14 protein-coding genes are annotated in these 17312 nt (G+C 67.0%); 7 read left to right on the top strand and 7 right to left on the bottom strand.

Annotation, left to right across the window (positions count from 1 at the left end; genetic code table 11):
• Positions 1-12: 12 nt before the first annotated feature.
• Positions 13-954 carry an AEC family transporter gene (locus EBN1_RS14285; RefSeq protein WP_011238674.1) on the top strand — a complete coding sequence of 314 codons (942 nt, stop codon included), beginning with the start codon at positions 13-15 and terminating at the stop codon, positions 952-954.
• A gap of 4 nt (positions 955-958) precedes the next feature.
• Here the strand turns inward: EBN1_RS14285 and EBN1_RS14280 are convergent, their stop codons facing one another.
• Positions 959-1849, bottom strand: a complete 891-nt coding sequence (locus EBN1_RS14280) for a LysR substrate-binding domain-containing protein (protein WP_041646414.1) — start codon at positions 1847-1849, stop codon at positions 959-961.
• A gap of 109 nt (positions 1850-1958) precedes the next feature.
• Here EBN1_RS14280 and EBN1_RS14275 point away from each other — a divergent pair, with 109 nt between their 5' ends.
• Both EBN1_RS14275 and EBN1_RS14270 read left to right on the top strand, forming a co-directional pair.
• A complete protein-coding gene (locus EBN1_RS14275; RefSeq protein WP_011238672.1) occupies positions 1959-3218 on the top strand; it encodes an MFS transporter in 1260 nt (419 codons plus the stop codon).
• 206 nt (positions 3219-3424) lie between these two features.
• Positions 3425-3916: a polyhydroxyalkanoate granule-associated phasin gene (locus EBN1_RS14270; protein WP_041647365.1), complete on the top strand. Its 492-nt coding sequence runs from the start codon at positions 3425-3427 to the stop codon at positions 3914-3916.
• A 104-nt stretch (positions 3917-4020) separates the two neighbouring features.
• Here EBN1_RS14270 and EBN1_RS14265 read toward each other — a convergent pair whose 3' ends face one another.
• A complete protein-coding gene (locus EBN1_RS14265) occupies positions 4021-4659 on the bottom strand; it encodes an MlaC/ttg2D family ABC transporter substrate-binding protein (RefSeq protein ID WP_011238670.1) in 639 nt (212 codons plus the stop codon).
• A gap of 116 nt (positions 4660-4775) precedes the next feature.
• Positions 4776-5144 carry an EF-hand domain-containing protein gene (locus tag EBN1_RS14260; RefSeq protein WP_041646411.1) on the bottom strand — a complete coding sequence of 123 codons (369 nt, stop codon included), beginning with the start codon at positions 5142-5144 and terminating at the stop codon, positions 4776-4778.
• A 571-nt stretch (positions 5145-5715) separates the two neighbouring features.
• Here EBN1_RS14260 and EBN1_RS14255 point away from each other — a divergent pair.
• The 4 genes from EBN1_RS14255 (at position 5716) to EBN1_RS14240 (ending at position 14182) form a co-directional block, all read left to right on the top strand.
• A complete protein-coding gene (locus EBN1_RS14255) occupies positions 5716-11208 on the top strand; it encodes a CHAT domain-containing protein (protein WP_011238668.1) in 5493 nt (1830 codons plus the stop codon).
• Between the two features lie 133 nt (positions 11209-11341).
• Positions 11342-13330, top strand: coding sequence for an AsmA family protein (locus EBN1_RS14250; RefSeq protein WP_011238667.1), 1989 nt, complete (start codon positions 11342-11344; stop codon positions 13328-13330).
• A 75-nt stretch (positions 13331-13405) separates the two neighbouring features.
• Positions 13406-13546 carry a DUF3096 domain-containing protein gene (locus EBN1_RS14245; protein WP_083782976.1) on the top strand — a complete coding sequence of 47 codons (141 nt, stop codon included), beginning with the start codon at positions 13406-13408 and terminating at the stop codon, positions 13544-13546.
• 174 nt (positions 13547-13720) lie between these two features.
• Complete coding sequence (locus EBN1_RS14240) at positions 13721-14182, top strand: phasin family protein (protein ID WP_011238665.1); 462 nt, start codon at positions 13721-13723, stop codon at positions 14180-14182.
• A gap of 94 nt (positions 14183-14276) precedes the next feature.
• Here EBN1_RS14240 and EBN1_RS14235 read toward each other — a convergent pair whose 3' ends face one another.
• From EBN1_RS14235 to EBN1_RS14220, 4 genes are all read right to left on the bottom strand, one after another.
• The gene (locus EBN1_RS14235) at positions 14277-14480 is read right to left on the bottom strand and encodes a CsbD family protein (protein WP_011238664.1); all 204 of its coding nucleotides are present in this window, start codon (positions 14478-14480) and stop codon (positions 14277-14279) included.
• Positions 14481-14715: 235 nt separating this feature from the next.
• Complete coding sequence (locus tag EBN1_RS14230; protein WP_011238663.1) at positions 14716-15870, bottom strand: 50S ribosomal protein L11 methyltransferase; 1155 nt, start codon at positions 15868-15870, stop codon at positions 14716-14718.
• A gap of 211 nt (positions 15871-16081) precedes the next feature.
• Positions 16082-16660 carry a YceI family protein gene (locus EBN1_RS14225; RefSeq protein WP_011238662.1) on the bottom strand — a complete coding sequence of 193 codons (579 nt, stop codon included), beginning with the start codon at positions 16658-16660 and terminating at the stop codon, positions 16082-16084.
• A 55-nt stretch (positions 16661-16715) separates the two neighbouring features.
• Positions 16716-17309, bottom strand: a complete 594-nt coding sequence (locus EBN1_RS14220) for a YceI family protein (RefSeq protein ID WP_011238661.1) — start codon at positions 17307-17309, stop codon at positions 16716-16718.
• Positions 17310-17312: the final 3 nt, after the last annotated feature.

The raw sequence follows: 17312 nt of genomic DNA, 5'->3' as shown, positions 1-17312 counted from the left end.
CGGATTTCGTTCATGCTGCAAGTATTCACGATCACCGGCCCGGTCTTCATCGTCATCGCCATCGGATTCGCCGCCGTGCGCTGGGGGTTTTTCGCGAAGTCCGACACCCGCATCCTCGGCAAATTCACGATCAACATCGCCCTGCCGGCAATGCTGTTCAAGGCGCTGACCGAACGGCCATTCGCGGAAATCCTCAACACCCGTTACCTGCTCGCCTACGCGCTGGGCTCGCTTGCAACCTTCGCGATCGGCGTTGCGGCGACGCGCTTTTTTCGTCACCGGAGCCTGCAGCTGAGCGCTGTGCACGGGATGGGCATGTCGCTGTCGAACAGCGCCTTCATCGGCTATCCGATCGTCCTGCAACTGCTCGGACCGCCCGCGGCGATCGCGCTCGCATTGTGCTTTCTCGTCGAGAATCTGCTGATCCTGCCTCTCGCGCTGGCGCTCGCGGAGAGCGGCGGCGGCAACGGTGAAAGCGCTCTCAAGGTCGTGTCGAACACGCTTCTGCGCCTCGGCCGCAACCCGCTGATCCTCGCGATCGCTGCCGGCTTCGCGTGCGCGATGCTCGAACTGCGGCTGCCCGGGCCGGCGCTGCGGGCGATCGACATGCTCGCGCTGGCGTCGGCCGGCATCGCGCTGTTTGTCATCGGCGGCACGCTGGTCGGGCTGAAAATCGAGGGCATGCGCGGCGACATCGCGTATATCGTCGGCGGGAAGCTGCTGCTCCACCCGCTCGCGGTGTTCGTCGCAGTCATGCTCGTTCCGCCCACCGACCGCACGCTGCAGATCGCCGCGGTGACGTTCGCATGCATGCCGATGCTGAGCATCTATCCGATCCTGGCGCAGAAGTACGGCCGCGAAGAGCTGTGCGCCGCGGCATTGATGGCCGCGACGGTCAGTGCGTTCCTCACGATCAGCGCAGTGATCTGGGTACTGCAGGCCGGCATGGGCTGACCGCCTATCCGGCGACCTCTTTCAGCACGTCGAGGAACCCCGCCAGCAACGGGTTCGGGGCGCCCTCGCGGGTGGCGATGGCAAGCGAAAAATGCGCCCCCTCGTCGCGGATCGCAAGGTAGCGCACGCGTGGCAACCGCACGCACTCCAGCGGCGCCGGCAGCAGCGCGGTGCCGAGGCCCGCGGCGACCAGTCCGATCTGCGTCGTCGCCTCGCGCGCCGTCTGCACGATGCGTGGCGCAAACCCGGCGCTGCGGCACAGGCGATCGAGGACGAACGGCAGGCCCGAGCCGACGTCGGGTGGAAACGCGATGAAGCCGTCGTCGCGAAATTCCGCGAGCGAGACTTCCCCCCGGTCTGCCCGCGGATGGCCGGCGTGGACGACGAGCCGCAACGGGTCGCGCCCGATCTCGCGCGCCTGGATGCCGGCGGGCACTTCGAGGCCGCCGTGCCGCACGAAACCGACGTCGAGAACCCCGTGCAGGATCGCCGCGAACTGCTCCGTCGTGAACATCTCGTGCAACTGCAGACCGACCTGCGGATATCGCTGGCGATAGGTGTATAGCGTGTCGGCGAGCGTCGACGTGTACGGCAGCGACGACGCGAAACCGACTTTCAGTTCGCCGGCCTCGCCGCGTCCGGCACGCCTCGCCTCCTCGACGGCCTCGCGCGACTGCTCGAGGATTTCCCGCGCATGCTCGAGAAAGCGCCGCCCCGCCTCGGTGAGCGCAACGCGCCGCCGGCTGCGGTCGAACAGCGGCGTGCCGATTTCCGCTTCCAGGTCGCGGATCTGCATCGACAGCGGCGGCTGCCCGATATGCAGCCGCGCGGCCGCGCGCGTGAAGTTGAGCTCTTCGGCGACGGTGACGAAATAACGGAGATGGCGCAGCTCCATGATCTGTTTTTTATATCGACAAGGCCAGAACAATATATTGGACTCGTATCATCGCGACAACCTAGCATTCGTCTGCGGAGAACAGCGCATTTGCTCGAGGAGACGACCAATGACCACCCGTTACGCCATTGCCGACACGATCCGCGAGGATGGCCGCATCGAAGCGGGCAGCAGCGCGTTCCGCAAGGCCAACCTCGCGATGTTCGTCGGCGGCTTTGCGACGTTCGCGATGCTCTACGCGACTCAGCCGATCCTGCCGCGTCTGGCCGCCGATTTCGCCGTCGCGCCGACCACTGCCAGCCTGTCGGTCGCCGCGGGAACGGCCGCGCTCGCAGCGATGCTGATCCCGGCGAGCGTGCTGTCGGACCGTTACGGGCGCGAGCGGGTGATGAAGGCGGCGCTGGTGCTCGGCGCGATCGTCGCGCTCGCCGCTGCGTTCGCCGCGGATTTCACCCAATTGCTGGTGCTGCGCGTGCTGCTCGGCGCAGTGCTCGCCGGCCTGCCAGCGGCGGCGATGGCCTATCTCGGCGAAGAGGTCGCTCCGGGCGCGCAAGGTCGCGCGATGGGACTTTATATCGCCGGTAACGCGCTCGGCGGCATGAGCGGGCGCTTTCTCGTCGCCGTGCTGACGGACTGGAGTTCGTGGCGGCTCGCCCTGGCGGCCCTCGGCTTCATCGGCGTCATCGCCGCCGCGCTGTTCTGGTACGCGCTGCCGCGCTCGCGCCATTTCGCACCGCGCGCCGCCGGGCTCGGCGACGTGCTCGCGGACGCCGCGACGCTGCTCGGCGACCGGGGCATGCGCAGCCTCTTCGCGATCGCGTTCCTCATGATGGGCGCCTTCACGAGCCTCTATAACTACCTCGGTTTCCGTCTCCAGCTGGCGCCGTTCTCCCTCGGCCAGAGCGCGATCGGGGGCGTGTTCATGCTCTACCTCGTCGGCACCGCATCGTCGGCGTGGACCGGCCGGCTCGTCGACCGGATCGGCCGGCGCACGGTACTGTGGATGATGATTCTCGCGAGCGGCTGCGGCCTCGCGCTGACGCTGTCGGGCGCCCTGCCCGCCGTCATCGCCGGCGTCGCGGTGTTCACGTTCGGCTATTTCGGCGCGCATACGGCGGCGAGCGGCTGGGTCAGCCGGCGCGCACATGAGCGCCGCGCCCTCGCCGCGGCCCTGTACCTGTGCAGCTACTACCTTGGCGCGAGCCTGCTCGGCACGCTCTCGGGGCTGGCGTGGGAGCGGGCGGCGTGGCCGGGCGTCGTCGCGGCGCTCGCGCTGGCGATGTCGATTGCGCTGGGCGCGGCGTGGTGGTTGCGAAAGCTGCAGCCGCTCGGGGCGCCTGCCGCAACTGCGCTCAACCCCGTGTCCTAGTCTTTACTCCAGCTGCGCGACCCCGTCCACAGTCCGCGCCGCGTTGCCCCGACGCGTTCCCGGCGATCGCGAATTCAGGTGAAACACGCGACGGGAACGGCTCGTAACACGTTCCGCCACCGTTTCTTGTTACTCTTGCTGTTTATGACGATCGTCGGGGCGCCGTCCCGGCAACTCCGTCTCCTTGAATGGAAGAAAACTTCACGATGACTCAACGCCGACCCCGTGGCCTGTCCGCCGATCCGATGCTCCAATGGACCAACCTCGCCGTGAGGACGATCGAGATGATGATGGCGTCCGCCCAGGTGATCGGTCACCGCACGACGCGGATGGCCGGCGCCGGTTTTGCGCCCAGCGCGAAGGATCAGGAGGAATTCGCGCTGATGGGGCAGGAAAAATTCGAGGCGGCAGCCGAATCGGCGCAAGCGATGACGATGCACCTGATGAAACTCAACCAGCGCCTGTGGGAACAGACGTCCGCCCGGATGGTCGAGGGCACGACTGCAATGCTGTCGCTGGCCGGCAGCCAGACCCTGGGACAATCGGTCGAGCGGCAGGCCGGCCTCTTCAACCTGGTTTCGGAATCGGCGCAGAGCATGTCGAAACTCGCGGGTTCGGGAGTGACGCTCGCACACCGCGGACTGCGGCCGATCCACGCCAAGGCGACGGCCAACGCGAGGCGCCTCGGGAAGCGGTAATGCTCGCCAACAGACGGGTGACGAATCAGGCAGAAGGACAAGCGCAGCGGCATCCCGTTCGGTAACGGAACCTCCGCTGCGCTGCCCTCATTGAACACTCTCGATCAACTCGTTCCCCCGGCGGTCGATGCGGGCGCCTGCGGGTTGCGGTTCTTTTCCTGCAGCGCCTTCAGCAACCCTTCGATGCCGCCGCTACTGATCTCGTTGTTGAAGCTGCTGCGGTAGTTCGTCACGAGGCTGACGCCCGCCACCGTGACGTCGATGACTTTCCACTCGCCCCCTTTGTCGACCAGGCGATAGTCGAGATCGATCGGCTGCCCGCCCGGCTTGTTGATCTGGCTCTGGACCACCACTTCCTTCGCGTCCGGCCCTTGGCGCATCGGCTTGAAAGTCACCGTCTCGTCGCGGTACTCGGTCAGCGCGTTCGCGTAAGTGCGCACCAGCAGCGTGCGGAATTCCTCGGCGAGCCGGCTGCGCTGCTCCTCGTTTGCCTGCGTCCAGTGACGCCCCACGGCAAGCGCCGTCATGCGCGGGAAATCGAAATGCGGCGCAATGCGGGTCTCGATCAACTCGGCGGCGCGCGTGCTGTCGCCGGAGCGGATCTGCTTGTCCTCGCTCAGGATCTTCAGTACCTCTTCCGTGACGTCCTTGACCAGGGCATCAGGCGCTTTCGATTGCGCGGCGACCAGCAGCGACGCAAGCAGCAGCACAACGGCAAGCAATGAACGCGCGAACATCGGCATCATGAGCTCCTTGGCATGGCTCCCGAAGCACCGGTTGTCGGTCCGGAATGTCGGGAGCCTTCGAGCGGACGAGGGCATGAGCCGCTACGCCCGCCGTCCTGTGCAGGGCGTCGTCGTCACGGCGTCTTCTTGTTGCCGGCGTTCCACTCGTTCATCGACAGCTTGCCGTCCCGGTCGGTGTCGAGCTGGTCGAAGCGCGCCTGCAGGTCGGCAGAGCGCTTGGCCTCGTCCTTCGTCACCTGACCGTCCTTGTCGCGATCCAGTTCCATGAACATCGTCGCGTCAGCGTCCTTGGCGGTACCGCTTCCCATCCGTTCGCCCGGCGAAGCCGGCGTCGCGGGGGTCGCGGGCGTGGTGCCGGAAGGCGTCGTCCGGCTGGGGGACGTGCCCTGGCCGCTGCCGTAGCCGCCGCTGTCCTGGGCTACCGCCGCCATCGGAACAGCCGCCGCGAGGATCAAGGCCGTGAGAGTGAGTTTGCGTTTCATGGATGTCTCCTTGGGGGTGTCTGATTTAAGTGGGCAACCGGTGAAACTCCGGCATTGGCGAATGAGCAAATCCGGTGCCACTTGACGAAAACCGCGCGATGGCAAGCCTTTTGGCGGAATGCGACGTCGCTGGCGGCGCGTCCCGGGCAGCGAATCCGTCGCCGATCCGCAACAGCCCGACGGCACTTGCGGGGCCGGCATCCGCCGCCGCCCTCCGCATCTGTTGCCAGCGCCCGCCTGGACAAGTGTCGGGGGCATGACATTGTTTTCGGCAGCCACGGGCTTGTCGTCAGTCGGCGACAACGGCACGTCGCGCGTGCCGCCCGGTTTGCCGCCGCAGGGGGCGCAGCGAAAGGCTTCTGCCCTGCCCGATTGACAAAACCGGAGCCGGCTTCTAAACAGGAATAGTCAAAAAGAATAAGCCCCCCGGCCACCGCATCCGGGTGTGCGACGACAGCGGCGACGAACTGGAGGCGTGCGATACGTCAGGCGGGACACCGTGTCCCTTACGGCCTTCGCCCGAACCGCAGCCCGGCCTACCCGGGCGGAGCGCACTTCCGACGGAGGCCAGATGCCGAGCACACTGAAACCCGGCGAAATCCTCATCCACCTGCCGGGCGAGGCGCTTCCCGCAGACGCGGCGGCCGATGCCCTGCCGCCTGTGCTGACAGCCGGAACCCGGGCTGCGCCAGGCGTCCCGGACCCGTTTCTCGATCGTATCGTCACCGAGGCCGCTTTCAGGCTCGTCGCACCGGGCCGGGCGGGCGGACCGGAGAGCAGCGCCTCGGTCGCCGACGACCGCGTGATCGCGCTCGAAGCGGCGGACGGCACGACGGTCTTCATCCGCGCCGACAAGCTGCGCGACGATCTCGCCCGAGTGCGTCCCGCAGCGGTGCGCGCCGACGGCTCGCTCGATCTCGCCGCGCTGCGCGACCCGGAGGCGGCTGCGCGCGGCGTGACCGGCTGGATGTGGTCAAGGTTGTCGGTGCTGTCGCTGGGCAGCGACGCGATCACCGCGGCCGCGCTCGGCAAGGCCGGCGAATGGTTGCGCGACTGGCTCGGCGAAGCGGCACCGGATCTCGCGCCGTCGGGCGCCTCGTGGCTCGGCGGGAAAGCGCTGATGTGGGCGATCGAAAGCCGTCTGCCCGGCGAACCAGGGATCTACCACTGGCGCAACGATGCCGCGCCTGCCGCTTCCGACCGCTGCGAAGCCGGCGACGCACGGCTCGCGGCCGGTGCGGACGCGCCGCTGCTGCTGTTCATCCACGGCACCGGCTCGCACACCTTCGGCAGCTTCAGCGACCTGCGCAGCGGCAACGCGGCCGGCGACTGGGAGGTTCTGGCGCGGCGCTTCGGCGACCGCATGTTCGGCTTCGAACACCGGACGTTTTCCGAAAGCCCGATCGACAATGCGCTCGCGCTGGCGCGGGCATTGCCGGCGAACGCCCGGCTGTCGCTCGTCACGCACTCGCGGGGCGGGCTCGTCGGCGACCTGCTGTGCCTTGCCGGCCTCACCGATACGGCGATCACCGCCTATCGTCGCGATCCGCCGCCGAACACGAGCGAAACAGCGCAGCAAAAGCGCCTGCGCGAACTGGTCGCGGGGCGCGAACAGGATTCGCTGCGCGCGTTGCGCGAGGAACTCGGCGACAAGAACTTCCGCATCGAGCGTTACGTCCGTGTCGCATCTCCGGCACGGGGCACGTCGCTGCTGACGGACAACCTCGACGTGTTCCTGTCCGGGCTGCTGAGCCTGATGACCAAGCTCGTTGGCGCGGCGAGCGGTCCGGCCGGCAGCGCGGCGCTGTCGGCCTTCAGGCGCATCGTGCTGGAGATCGCCGCAAAACGCATCGACCCGCGCTTCCTGCCGGGCATCGAGGCGATGATGACCGACGCGCCGATGGCGCGGCTCCTCGCTGACGCCCAGCGCAAGCAGGGCATCGCGATGTCGATCATCAGCGGCGACATCGAAGGCGGCGGCGTGCTCAGGCGGATCGGCGTGCTGTTCACCGACTGGATGTTCTTCGACCGCGTCGACAACGATCTCGTCATCGATACCGAGTCGATGTACGCGGGGCTGGCGGCGTGCAACGACGCCAGCTACCTGTTCGACCAAGGGCCATCGGTGCATCACTTCGGCTATTTCTCGAATCGCCACATGCGAAGCGCGCTGCGCGACTGGCTGACCGCCGACGAACCCGTGGCGCTCGCCGCGTTCGCCCCCCTCGTCCGACGTCACGAACCCGATGCCGCGAGCGTCCGCACCCGTGCAGCGAAGCGCGCCGCCCCGCCCCGCGACAGCCGGCCAGTCGTGATCCTGCTGCCGGGGATCATGGGTTCGCACCTCGAGATCCGCAGCGCCGACCGGTTGCCGGGCGAAGGAGACCGGGTGTGGTTCGACTTTCTCGATCTCGCGAGCGGCGGCCTGGCGAAAATCCGCTTCGACCGGCCGGACGTGCGCGAGGAAGCGCTGTTCGACATGTTCTACGGCGAGCTCGCGGAGTCCCTCTCCGACAGCCACTTCGTGATCCGCTGCCCGTACGACTGGCGCCAGCCGCTGCAGGCCGCCGGCGCCTCGGCCGACCATCTCGCGACGGTGCTGAAGCAGGCGCTCGCCGAGCACCCGAACCAGCCGGTGCGCCTGCTCGCGCACAGCCTCGGCGGCCTCGTCGCCCGCACGATGATCGCGAAGCACCCGGACCTGTGGGCGCAGCTCGTGCGACGGCCCGGCGGCCGGCTGGTGATGCTCGGCACGCCGAACAACGGCTCGCACCTGATGGTCGAGGCGCTGCTCGGCAAGTCCGACACGATGCGCAAGCTCGCGCGCCTTGACCTGCGCAACGGCATGCAGCACGTGCTCGATATCGTCGCCGGCTTCCCCGGTGCGCTGCAGCTCCTGCCGCGGCCGGGGTTTGCCGACAGCGGTCCGACGTGGCAAAAAGGCGCTGGCGATGCCGACCGCACGGGCTACCTCGACGCCGGGCTGTGGCCCGCGCTCGCCGAGCACAATCGCGACCGCTGGTTCGGCGACCACCTCGCCGGGCGACCCGACGCAAACGCGATCGGCAAGGCGCTCGAGCTGTGGGCGAGCGTGCTCGCGACAAATGACGCGCCGCAGCCGGTCGAGCGGGTCCACTACGTGTTTGGCAAGGCCGACAACACGCCCTGCGGCCTCGTACTCGACGGCGGCCGGCTGAAGATGGTCGGCACGCCCGAAGGCGACGGCTCGGTGAGCTGGGCGTCGGGGCGGCTCACAGGCCTGCCGGACGGGCAATGCTGGTTCATGCCGGCCGATCACGGCAGCCTGACCGACACCGAGGAACACTTTCCGGCGATCGTCGAGCTGCTGCAGGCCGGCACGACCAGCCGCCTCGGCCGCCTGCCGGTGTTGCGCGGCGCGGCGGCGGCGACGCTGACGTACGACGCCCCTCCGCCGGTGCTGCCGACCGAGGAGGAACTCGCACGCAGCATCCTCGGCGCCAGGCCTGAACGCCGCCGCCCGGCGATAGGTCTGCAGTCGCTGCACGTCTCGGTGGCCGCGATGGATCTGCGCTTTGCGCGTCAGCCGGTGATTTGCGGCCACTACATCGGCGACACGATCGCCGGCGCCGAGGCCAGCATCGACCGTTATCTGGTCGGCGGCGCGTTGCGCCAGCGCGAACGGCTGGGCGTGTACGCCGGCGAAGTGGGCTCGAGTGCGGTCGTGCTGCAGGCCCGCGACGCCGGGGACCGACGGCATGGCACCGGGCGCGGCGCGGTGATTGTCGGTCTCGGACGCTTCGGCGAAGTGACGACGATGGACATCGCCGAGACGGTGCGCGCCGGCGTGCTGCGCTTCCTGCTGCACTCGCTCGACCGCCAGGACGGCGATGCGTCGGCGGCCGGCGAAGCCGACAACGAGCTGACGCTCGCGAGCCTGCTGATCGGCTACAACTCGACCGCCCATATCGGCATCGAGGACTCGATCGCGATGATCGTGCGCGGCGTCATCGCGGCGAACCGCCAGTTCGCCGACGCGATGCCGCGAACCCGGCTGCGCGTCGCGCGTCTCGAGCTGATCGAACTGTTCCTCGATACCGCGATCAGTGCGGCGCGCGCGGTGCGCGAACTGCCCGAACGCATTGCCGCCGACCTGCGCCGGCTCGAAGCCCGCGTCGAGCCGGCCGAAGAACTGCGCGAGGGCGAAGGCGCGCGCCCGCGCCTGGCGGTGTTCGCGCGCTTCGGCTACTGGCCGCGCCTGATGATCACCGACGCGGACCGCAGCGACGAATCCCCGCTCGACGGCGAAGACGACTCGGCACGCTCACCAGCCCTTCCGGGCAGCGCGCTGCATCCGCCTGCCCCGCCGGCGACGCGGCTCAAGTACGTGTTCCTGTCCGAGCGCGCCCGCGCCGAAACCGTCGTACAGCAACGCCAGCCAGGCCTCATCGAGGCACTGGTGAAAAACGCGATCGGGCGCGACGAATACAGCGCGGACCTGTCGCGCACGCTGTTTCAGCTGATGATTCCGCTCGAATTCAAGGCCGCGGCGCGCGACACCGAAAAGCTCGTGCTCGTCGTCGACGGCTACACCGCGAACCTGCCGTGGGAGATGCTCCAGGCGGACGACCAGCCGCTCGCGCTGAAGACGGCGATCGTGCGCAAGTTCGCCTCGACGCGTTACCGTCGCAACCCGATGATCCTGACGCGCAAGGTCGCGTGCGTTATCGCGAATCCCTCGACGCGCGGTTACCACGTCGCTTTCGGCGAGCCGCTCGCCGTTGCGCCGCCGCGCGCCGATCACCTGCCGGACCTGCCCGGCGCGGCGGCCGAAGGGGCGGCGATCCGCGATCTGCTCGCCGAGTGCGGCTACGAAATCACCTACGGCGAAGGACTTGAAGCGCTCGACGTGTTCGCTCGCCTTTTCCATCAGCCGTGGCGCATCCTCGTGATCGCCGCGCACGGCGTATTCCGCGTTGTCGCGCGCAATGGGGGTGTGCGCAGCGGCGTGGTGCTGTCCGACGGCCTGCTGCTGACGGCCGCCGAAGTCGGCCAGATGGAAATCGTGCCGGAGCTCGTGTTCCTCAATTGCTGCCACCTCGGCGCGATGAGTGTGCAACGCGAGACCGCGAACCGGCTCGCGTACAGCCTCGCGCGCGAGCTGATCGAGATCGGCGTGCGCTGCGTCATCGTCGCTGGCTGGCAGGTCAACGACGAGGCGGCGAAAGTGTTCGCGACGACTTTCTTCGACGGCTTCGTGCGTCGCTGCCAGCCGTTCGGTCCGGCGGTGTTCGCCGCGCGCCGCAGCACCTGGGAGCGCTTTCCGCAGTACAACACTTGGGGCGCATACCAGGCGTACGGCGACCCCGAGCATGTGCTCGATCCGTCCGGCGCGGAGACGGAAGGATCGAGCGCGACGGCAATGGTGTCTCCTGCGGAGCTGGTCAATGCGCTCGACTGCGTCCGCCTCGCCATCGGCCACGAGCCTCGCGACCTCGCTACGCTCGAACGCGAACTCGGAGCCCTGCTCGCACGCGCGCCGGCCGCGTGGCAGGCACTTCCACAAGTGCAGACGGCGATCGGCGCGGTGTATGGCGAACTCGGCGTCGAAGGGTTCGAAGCGGCGCACGCCGCATACTGCCGGGCGCTCGAAGCCGAGGACCGCAGCGGAGGGGTGCCGATTCGTGCCATCGAAGAGCTCGCGAAGCTCGAGGTCCGTACAGGTGAAGCGCGCGGCGAGGTCACGCTGATCGACCGTGCGATCGCACGCCTGCGCGGCCTCATCGCGCTATGCTCGGCGGACCCGGCACGAATGCACGACGCGGGCGCCGATGGCGCTGCTGCACGCCACGCCGAGCTGGGCGACACGCTGAGGCGCAAGGCGGCAGTGCTCGTCAGCGCCGGCGCGAGCAGCGCCGACGTCGAAGCGGTGTTGCACGAGAGCCGCGACGCCCTTGCCTTGGCAGCGGACAGCGTGGGTGCCGGCGACATCGCCGGGCAAAGCGATGCCCCGGCAGCGCTTTCGCAGGAATCCCAGCACAGCAAGACTCGTCCGCCAAAGGCCCGCCGATCGAAGAAGAGTTGAGCGGGCGGCGCGTCGTGACGCCCGGGAATCCCGATTGCTGTCGAGCAGCATGGCCGCAACGTTGCACCCTCGCACCTCGGACAGCCGCGAGACGAGGTAGCAAGGCGCCGGAGATCGCGGAGGCACGGGACAGATGAAATCGGGGCGGGTACTCAAGGGCATCGGCGTGACGGTTCTCGGCCTGATCGCGCTGATCGTGCTCGCCGCGCTGCTGTTCGATCCGAACTGGCTACGCGGCCCGATCATGCGCCAGACGACCGAGAAGACCGGCCGCGAGCTCGTGATCAATGGCGATCTGAGCATCGACTGGGGCTGGCCGGTCACGCGCCTGGGCGCCGCTGGCGTGACGTTCGCGAATCCGGAGTGGGCCGAGGAACCGCAGATGTTTACCGCCGAGAACATCAGCGTCGGCGTCAGCCTGCCGCAATTGTTCAGGCGCGTCGTGATGCTGCCCGAGATCACGCTCGACCGCGTCGATGCCTTTCTCGAACAACACCCGGACGGCCGGAAAAACTGGCTGCTCGACCGGGAGCAGAAAGACGAGGGGGCGCGTGTCGGAATCGGCCGCCTCGCGCTGCACGACGGCCGCATCCGTTACGCGGATCCCGCACAGAAGACACGCATCGATGCGACGCTGTCGACGACCGGCGGCAGCGGCGAACGCGGGAGTGACAGTGCTGCCGACCCGAAGCCCGAAGCCGACGTCCCGCCCGCTACGGAGGCCGAAAGCGGCATCCGCTTCGAGGCGAAAGGGCAATACAAGGGGCGGCCGATGAATGCACGCGGCACCGGTGGCCCGGTCCTCGCGTTGCGCGACGAGGAAACGCCTTACCCGCTCGACGTGCAGGCGCAGTTCGGCGACACGGCAGTGAAAGCCGACGGGAACATCACCAGCCTGCTGAAATTGTCGGCGATCAACCTCGATGTGGACCTTCGCGGGGCGAGCATCGCGGACTTGTACCGGCTGATCGGCATTGCATTGCCGGAAACGCCACCCTACCGCACTGCCGGTCACCTGATCCGCAACGGCACCGTATGGCGCTACGAAAACTTTTCCGGTGCGATCGGCAAGAGCGACGTCGCCGGCACGCTGCAGGTCGCCACCGGCGGCGAACGCCCGTCGCTGCACGGCGACCTGTCGTTCAAGCTGCTCGATTTCGCCGACCTCGGCCCGCTCGTCGGAGCGAAGGAAGCTCCGGTCGAATCGGAAGACGCTGCTCCCGACGCTCCTGCCCCGGGCGGCACCGTGCTGCCAGAGATCCCGTTCCGCACCGGACGCTGGGACAGTGTGGACGCCGACGTCAAGCTCAAGGCCGACCGCATCCGTCGCCCCGAAGCGCTGCCTATCGACAGGCTCGTGACCCGCCTGCAGATGCAGGATTCGGTGTTGACGCTCGATCCGCTCGAATTCGGCATTGCCGGCGGGACGCTCAGCGGCACCATTCGCATGAATGGGCAGGAAAAACCGCTCGAAGCGAGCACGAAGCTTCGGGTGCGGAACCTCGAGCTGGCAAAGTTGTTTCCTCCTTCCGACCTCGCGAAACCAACGCTGGGAGAACTCAACGGCCAGGTCGACCTCGAGGGGCGGGGAAATTCCGTCGCCGCCATGCTCGGCACCGCGGACGGCAAAGCCGCGCTGATCCTGTCCGAAGGCCAGATCAGCCGTTTCATGGTGGAAGCGCTCGGGCTGCACCTGTGGGACATGCTGCAGCTGAAACTCACCGGTGACGAACTCGTCGAGATCCGCTGCCTGATCGCCGACTTCAGTGTCAAGGACGGCCTCATGGAAACCAACGCGCTCGTGCTCGATACCGACATCATGCGGATCGTCGGCTCCGGCACTGTCGACCTGGGGGAGGAAAAACTCGACCTCACGCTGGAATCGGACACCAAGGTCACCACTCCTGTCGCGCTGCGCAGCCCGATTTACATCCAGGGGACTTTCGCGAATCCGGAACCCTCCGTCGACACCGCCCGGGTTGCCGCGCGCGGACTCGGAGCCGTCGCGCTGGGCCTGATCAACCCGCTGCTCGCCCTGGTCCCGCTCATCGAAACCGGACCCGGCATGGACAGCGACTGCGGGAAGCTGATCCGCGAGGCGAAATCCCCGCAGCGCGAATGATCCGGCAGCCACGAACGGCGGAAAAACCGGTAAAGGATTTCTACTATATTGGAACATCCCACAAGGAGTTCGAACATGGACCTGCACTTGAGCACCGGGCCGCTGATATCGCTGATCGCTGGTATCCTGATCCTGATCATGCCGCGGCTGCTCAACTACATCGTCGCGATCTACCTGATCGTCATCGGCCTGATCGGGCTCTTCGGAGTGCGCTGAACCGGGTCGCGTCGTGCGAAACATCTGGTAGTGATTGGGGGATTGCTTCTGGCGATGAACGGAGGAGACTGAACCTCTTGGCTGCCGCATACTCCGCGGCGCGAGAAACCGTGACGCAAGAAGAGGTCGGCAAGGCTCCGGCGTCCTACAACGAGAATTCGGAGGAATAACACGATGCCCACTAAGCACGAGCACGAAGTCATCGGCGCAAATGTCGTCCAGGCGTTCCAGACGATTTCGACTCTTTATCTAAGCAGCGCCCAGCGCCTGGCGGAATTGAACATGAGCGCGATGCACGAAGCGATGGAAATCAGCACATCGGCGATGCAGGAAATGGCCCGCGCCAAGAATCCCCAGGATGCCCAGTTGAGGGTCTTCCAGCCGCTGCTGGAAAACGCCCAGAATTACACACGCAAGGCTTGCGACATCCTCGCCAAGACCCAGCAGGAAGCCGTCAATGCGATGATTCCGCAGTTCGCCGGCCGCAACCCGTTCGGTGACTGGAATTCCGCCTTCGAAGTTTTCAACACCGGCATGCGCCGGTTTTCGTCGCTGGCTACCGACAATCTCACCGCAGCAACCGAAGCAGCATCGCAAGCAACAGAAGGGCGCCCCTACGGCAAGAAGTCCGCCTAAACGACTCGATTGCCGAAGACGTTCTGGACCGGCCCCGCGAGGGGCCTTTTTTTTTGCCTCCCCCACGGACTCGCACCCTGAGGGGAACAAGGCATCAGTCCTTTTGCCGGGCTTCCCAATCGGCGATCTGCTTTTCCGCCTCGTCCTTCGATATCCCGTAGGACTCCTGGATGCGGCCGGCCAGCTCGTCACGCCTGCCCGCGATCACATCGAGCTGATCGTCGGTGAGCTTGCCCCACTGCTGCTTGACGTTACCCTTGAACTGCTTCCAGTTGCCTTCGATACGATCCCAGTTCATTTCATCACTCCTCGTGGGTGGGTGATCTCCTTGATGACCCCGTCTCCACCCGGCCGATGACCTCGTTGGCCGGGTGGAGGCCATCACCCGTCCGTGCAGCAATCGACGTTCCCGGCATGCGACTCCAACCGGCACTGCCTCCGCACCGACATTCCGACAGGGGAGAAAAACGGGACTGCGGAGAGGCGCGAAGCGTGCCGACGGGCCTGCCCCGACCAAAATCACTGGCCCGCCGTCAACGCGCTGCGAGTCGCCACAACGATGTCACTTCCGCTGCGCGTGCCCGATGCAGCGCATCGGAGGGGTCAGCGGCGCGCGGATGCTGCGGGCGGGCATCGAAACGTCCGACGACTTTCAGGCCCGCTTCGTCGATCAGCGTGAGCAGTTCGGCCCGCGAGCGCAGCCCGAGATGTTCGGCGAAATCCGACAGGATCAGCCAGCCTTCCCCACCCGGGGCCAGATGCCCGGCAAGCCCGCTGAGGAAGCCGCGCAGCATTCGGCTGTCGGGGTCGTACACCGCATGCTCGACTGGCGAAGTCGGCCGCGCTGGCACCCAGGGCGGGTTGCAGACGACGAGCGGTGCACGGCCTTCAGGAAAGAGATCGGCAGAGACGACCTCGACCTGTGTGGCAAAGCCTAGCCTGGAGAGATTTTCGGCGGCGCACGCGAGGGCGCGCGGATCCTGATCGGTCGCGACGATGCGGCGGACACCGCGGCGCGCGAGCACCGCCGCGAGCACTCCGCTGCCGGTACCGATGTCGAAGGCGAGTGCTTCGGCGCCCGCGGGGAGCGGCGCCTCCGCGACCAGCCCGACGTATTCCCCACGCAGTGGCGAAAACACGCCGTAATGCGGGTGGATACGCTCGCCTAGCGCGGGAATCGACACCCCCTTCTTGCGCCATTCGTGAGCGCCGATCAGGCCGAGCAGTTCGCGCAGCGACGCGACGAAAGGCCCGGCCGGCGGCCCGTATGCTTCAGTACACGCGTGCCGGACGTCGGGAGCACGGCGCAGCGGAATGGCGTAGTCGGCATCGAACGGCAGCAGCAGCATGCCGAGCGTGCGGGCCCGCTGCGCCTGGGCCTGGCGATGCAGGTGGAACGCATCGGGCGCGGCCACTTTGGCCTCGGCGGCCTTGCCCGGCTTGCCCGAGCGTCCGCTACGGCGCTCGGTGCGCCGCGCCATCGCCTGCAGCAGCTGGCGGGCATTCTGGAAGTCCCCCCGCCACAGGATCGCGGTTCCCTCGCACGCCAGCCGGTACGCCGTGTCGGCGCTCATGCGATCGTCGGCGACGACGACGCGTTTCGGCGCCGGCGTTGCGCTCTCCGAACGCCACTGCGCCGAGTGCACCTCCCCGTCCTCGTTCCAGACGATCACTGCGTCGCCGCTCACGATGGCGATGCCCCTGCAGCGGCTACCGGTGGTCGCGGCAGCGCAGGCGAGCGCGAAGCTCCCGAATTCAGATGCACCAGCTTCTCCAATAAATTCGCGCCGTCCGTCCGGAAACGGCGTCGCGCGTCACGCTCCGGAAACCCCGGGCCCAATCGACAGTGCCCCCGTCCCCGGGGGCACTGCGTGCATCGGAGTTCGAGCGAAGGGACGCTTAGTTCTGCACCGCTTCGACCGCAATCACGAGCTTCACTTCATCGCTGACATACGGCGCGTTCTCACCAGCGCCGAATTCCGAGCGCTTGATCATCGTCGTCGCGTTCGCGCCGCAGCCGAGCTTCTTCAACATCGGATGCGGCATGCAGTGGAACGAGCTGACCTCGAGCGTCACCGGCTTCGTCACGCCCTTGATCGTCAGGTCGCCATCAACCGACGCGAGCTTGTCGCCGTCGAATTTTACGCTGGTCGACTTGAACGTGATCGTCGGGTATTTCTCGGTGTGGAAGTACTTCTCGTCCTGGATATGCGCGTCGAAAAGCTCGAAGCCGGTGTCGACCGACTTCGTGTCGATCGTCACCTCGACCGAGCCGGTCTTCGCGGCGCGGTCCAGCACGATCGTGCCGGAAGTCTTGTTGAAGCGGCTCTGCTGCGTCGAGTAGCCGAAGTGGCTGTACTCGAAGCGCGGGAAAGTGTGAGAGTTATCGATATTGAAAGTTTCGGGAGCGGCCAGCGCCGGAGCAGCGACAGCGGCGGCGAACGTGGTGGCGACGGCGAGACGGACGAGCTTGTTCATGTGGATTTCCTTTTTTGCGTTGAGTAGGTAAGAAAGAGAGAGAGCACAGGCGACGCTATTTCGCGCCGACGCTCCGGGCGACTGCATGGAAACGGACATCGACGTCGTTGGCGACGACCGAAGTGTCGGCCCACATGCCTTCGCCGATTGCGAATTCGAGGCGCTTGAGCGTGAATCCGCCGTCGAACGTCGCCGTATCGCCCTGTCGGATGACGGTGACCGGCGCCGTCAGCGGCTGCGTCCTGCCTTTAAGGCTGAGATTGCCGACGACCTCGAAGCGGTCGCCGCCGAGCGGCTTGACCGCGGTGGACACGAAGGTCGCAGTCGGGTTGTCCTTGACGTTGAACCACGGCTTGCCGAGCACTTCGGAGTTGGCTTCGGACGAACCGGCGTCGATGCTCGCGAGGTCGAGTTCGAGCCGGACGCTCGATTTTGCCGGCGCCGCGGCGTCGAACACGAGGTCCGTCCTGACCTTGCCGAAATGCCCTTCGATCGGCACGTTCATCTGCTTGAAGACGAAATCGACCCGTGTCTTGTCCGCCTGGACCTGGTTGAACACCTGTTCCGGCCCGGCGGCGAGCGCTGCCCCGGAGGCGAGCGGCAGCGCGATGGCGAGCAGTGCGGCGTTGAATGACAGCGATGCGTTCATTTT

Source organism: Aromatoleum aromaticum EbN1 (assembly GCF_000025965.1).
GTDB lineage: Bacteria > Pseudomonadota > Gammaproteobacteria > Burkholderiales > Rhodocyclaceae > Aromatoleum > Aromatoleum aromaticum.
Note: the sequence above shows the minus strand (reverse complement) of the source record. Positions and strands in the feature narration are given on the sequence as shown.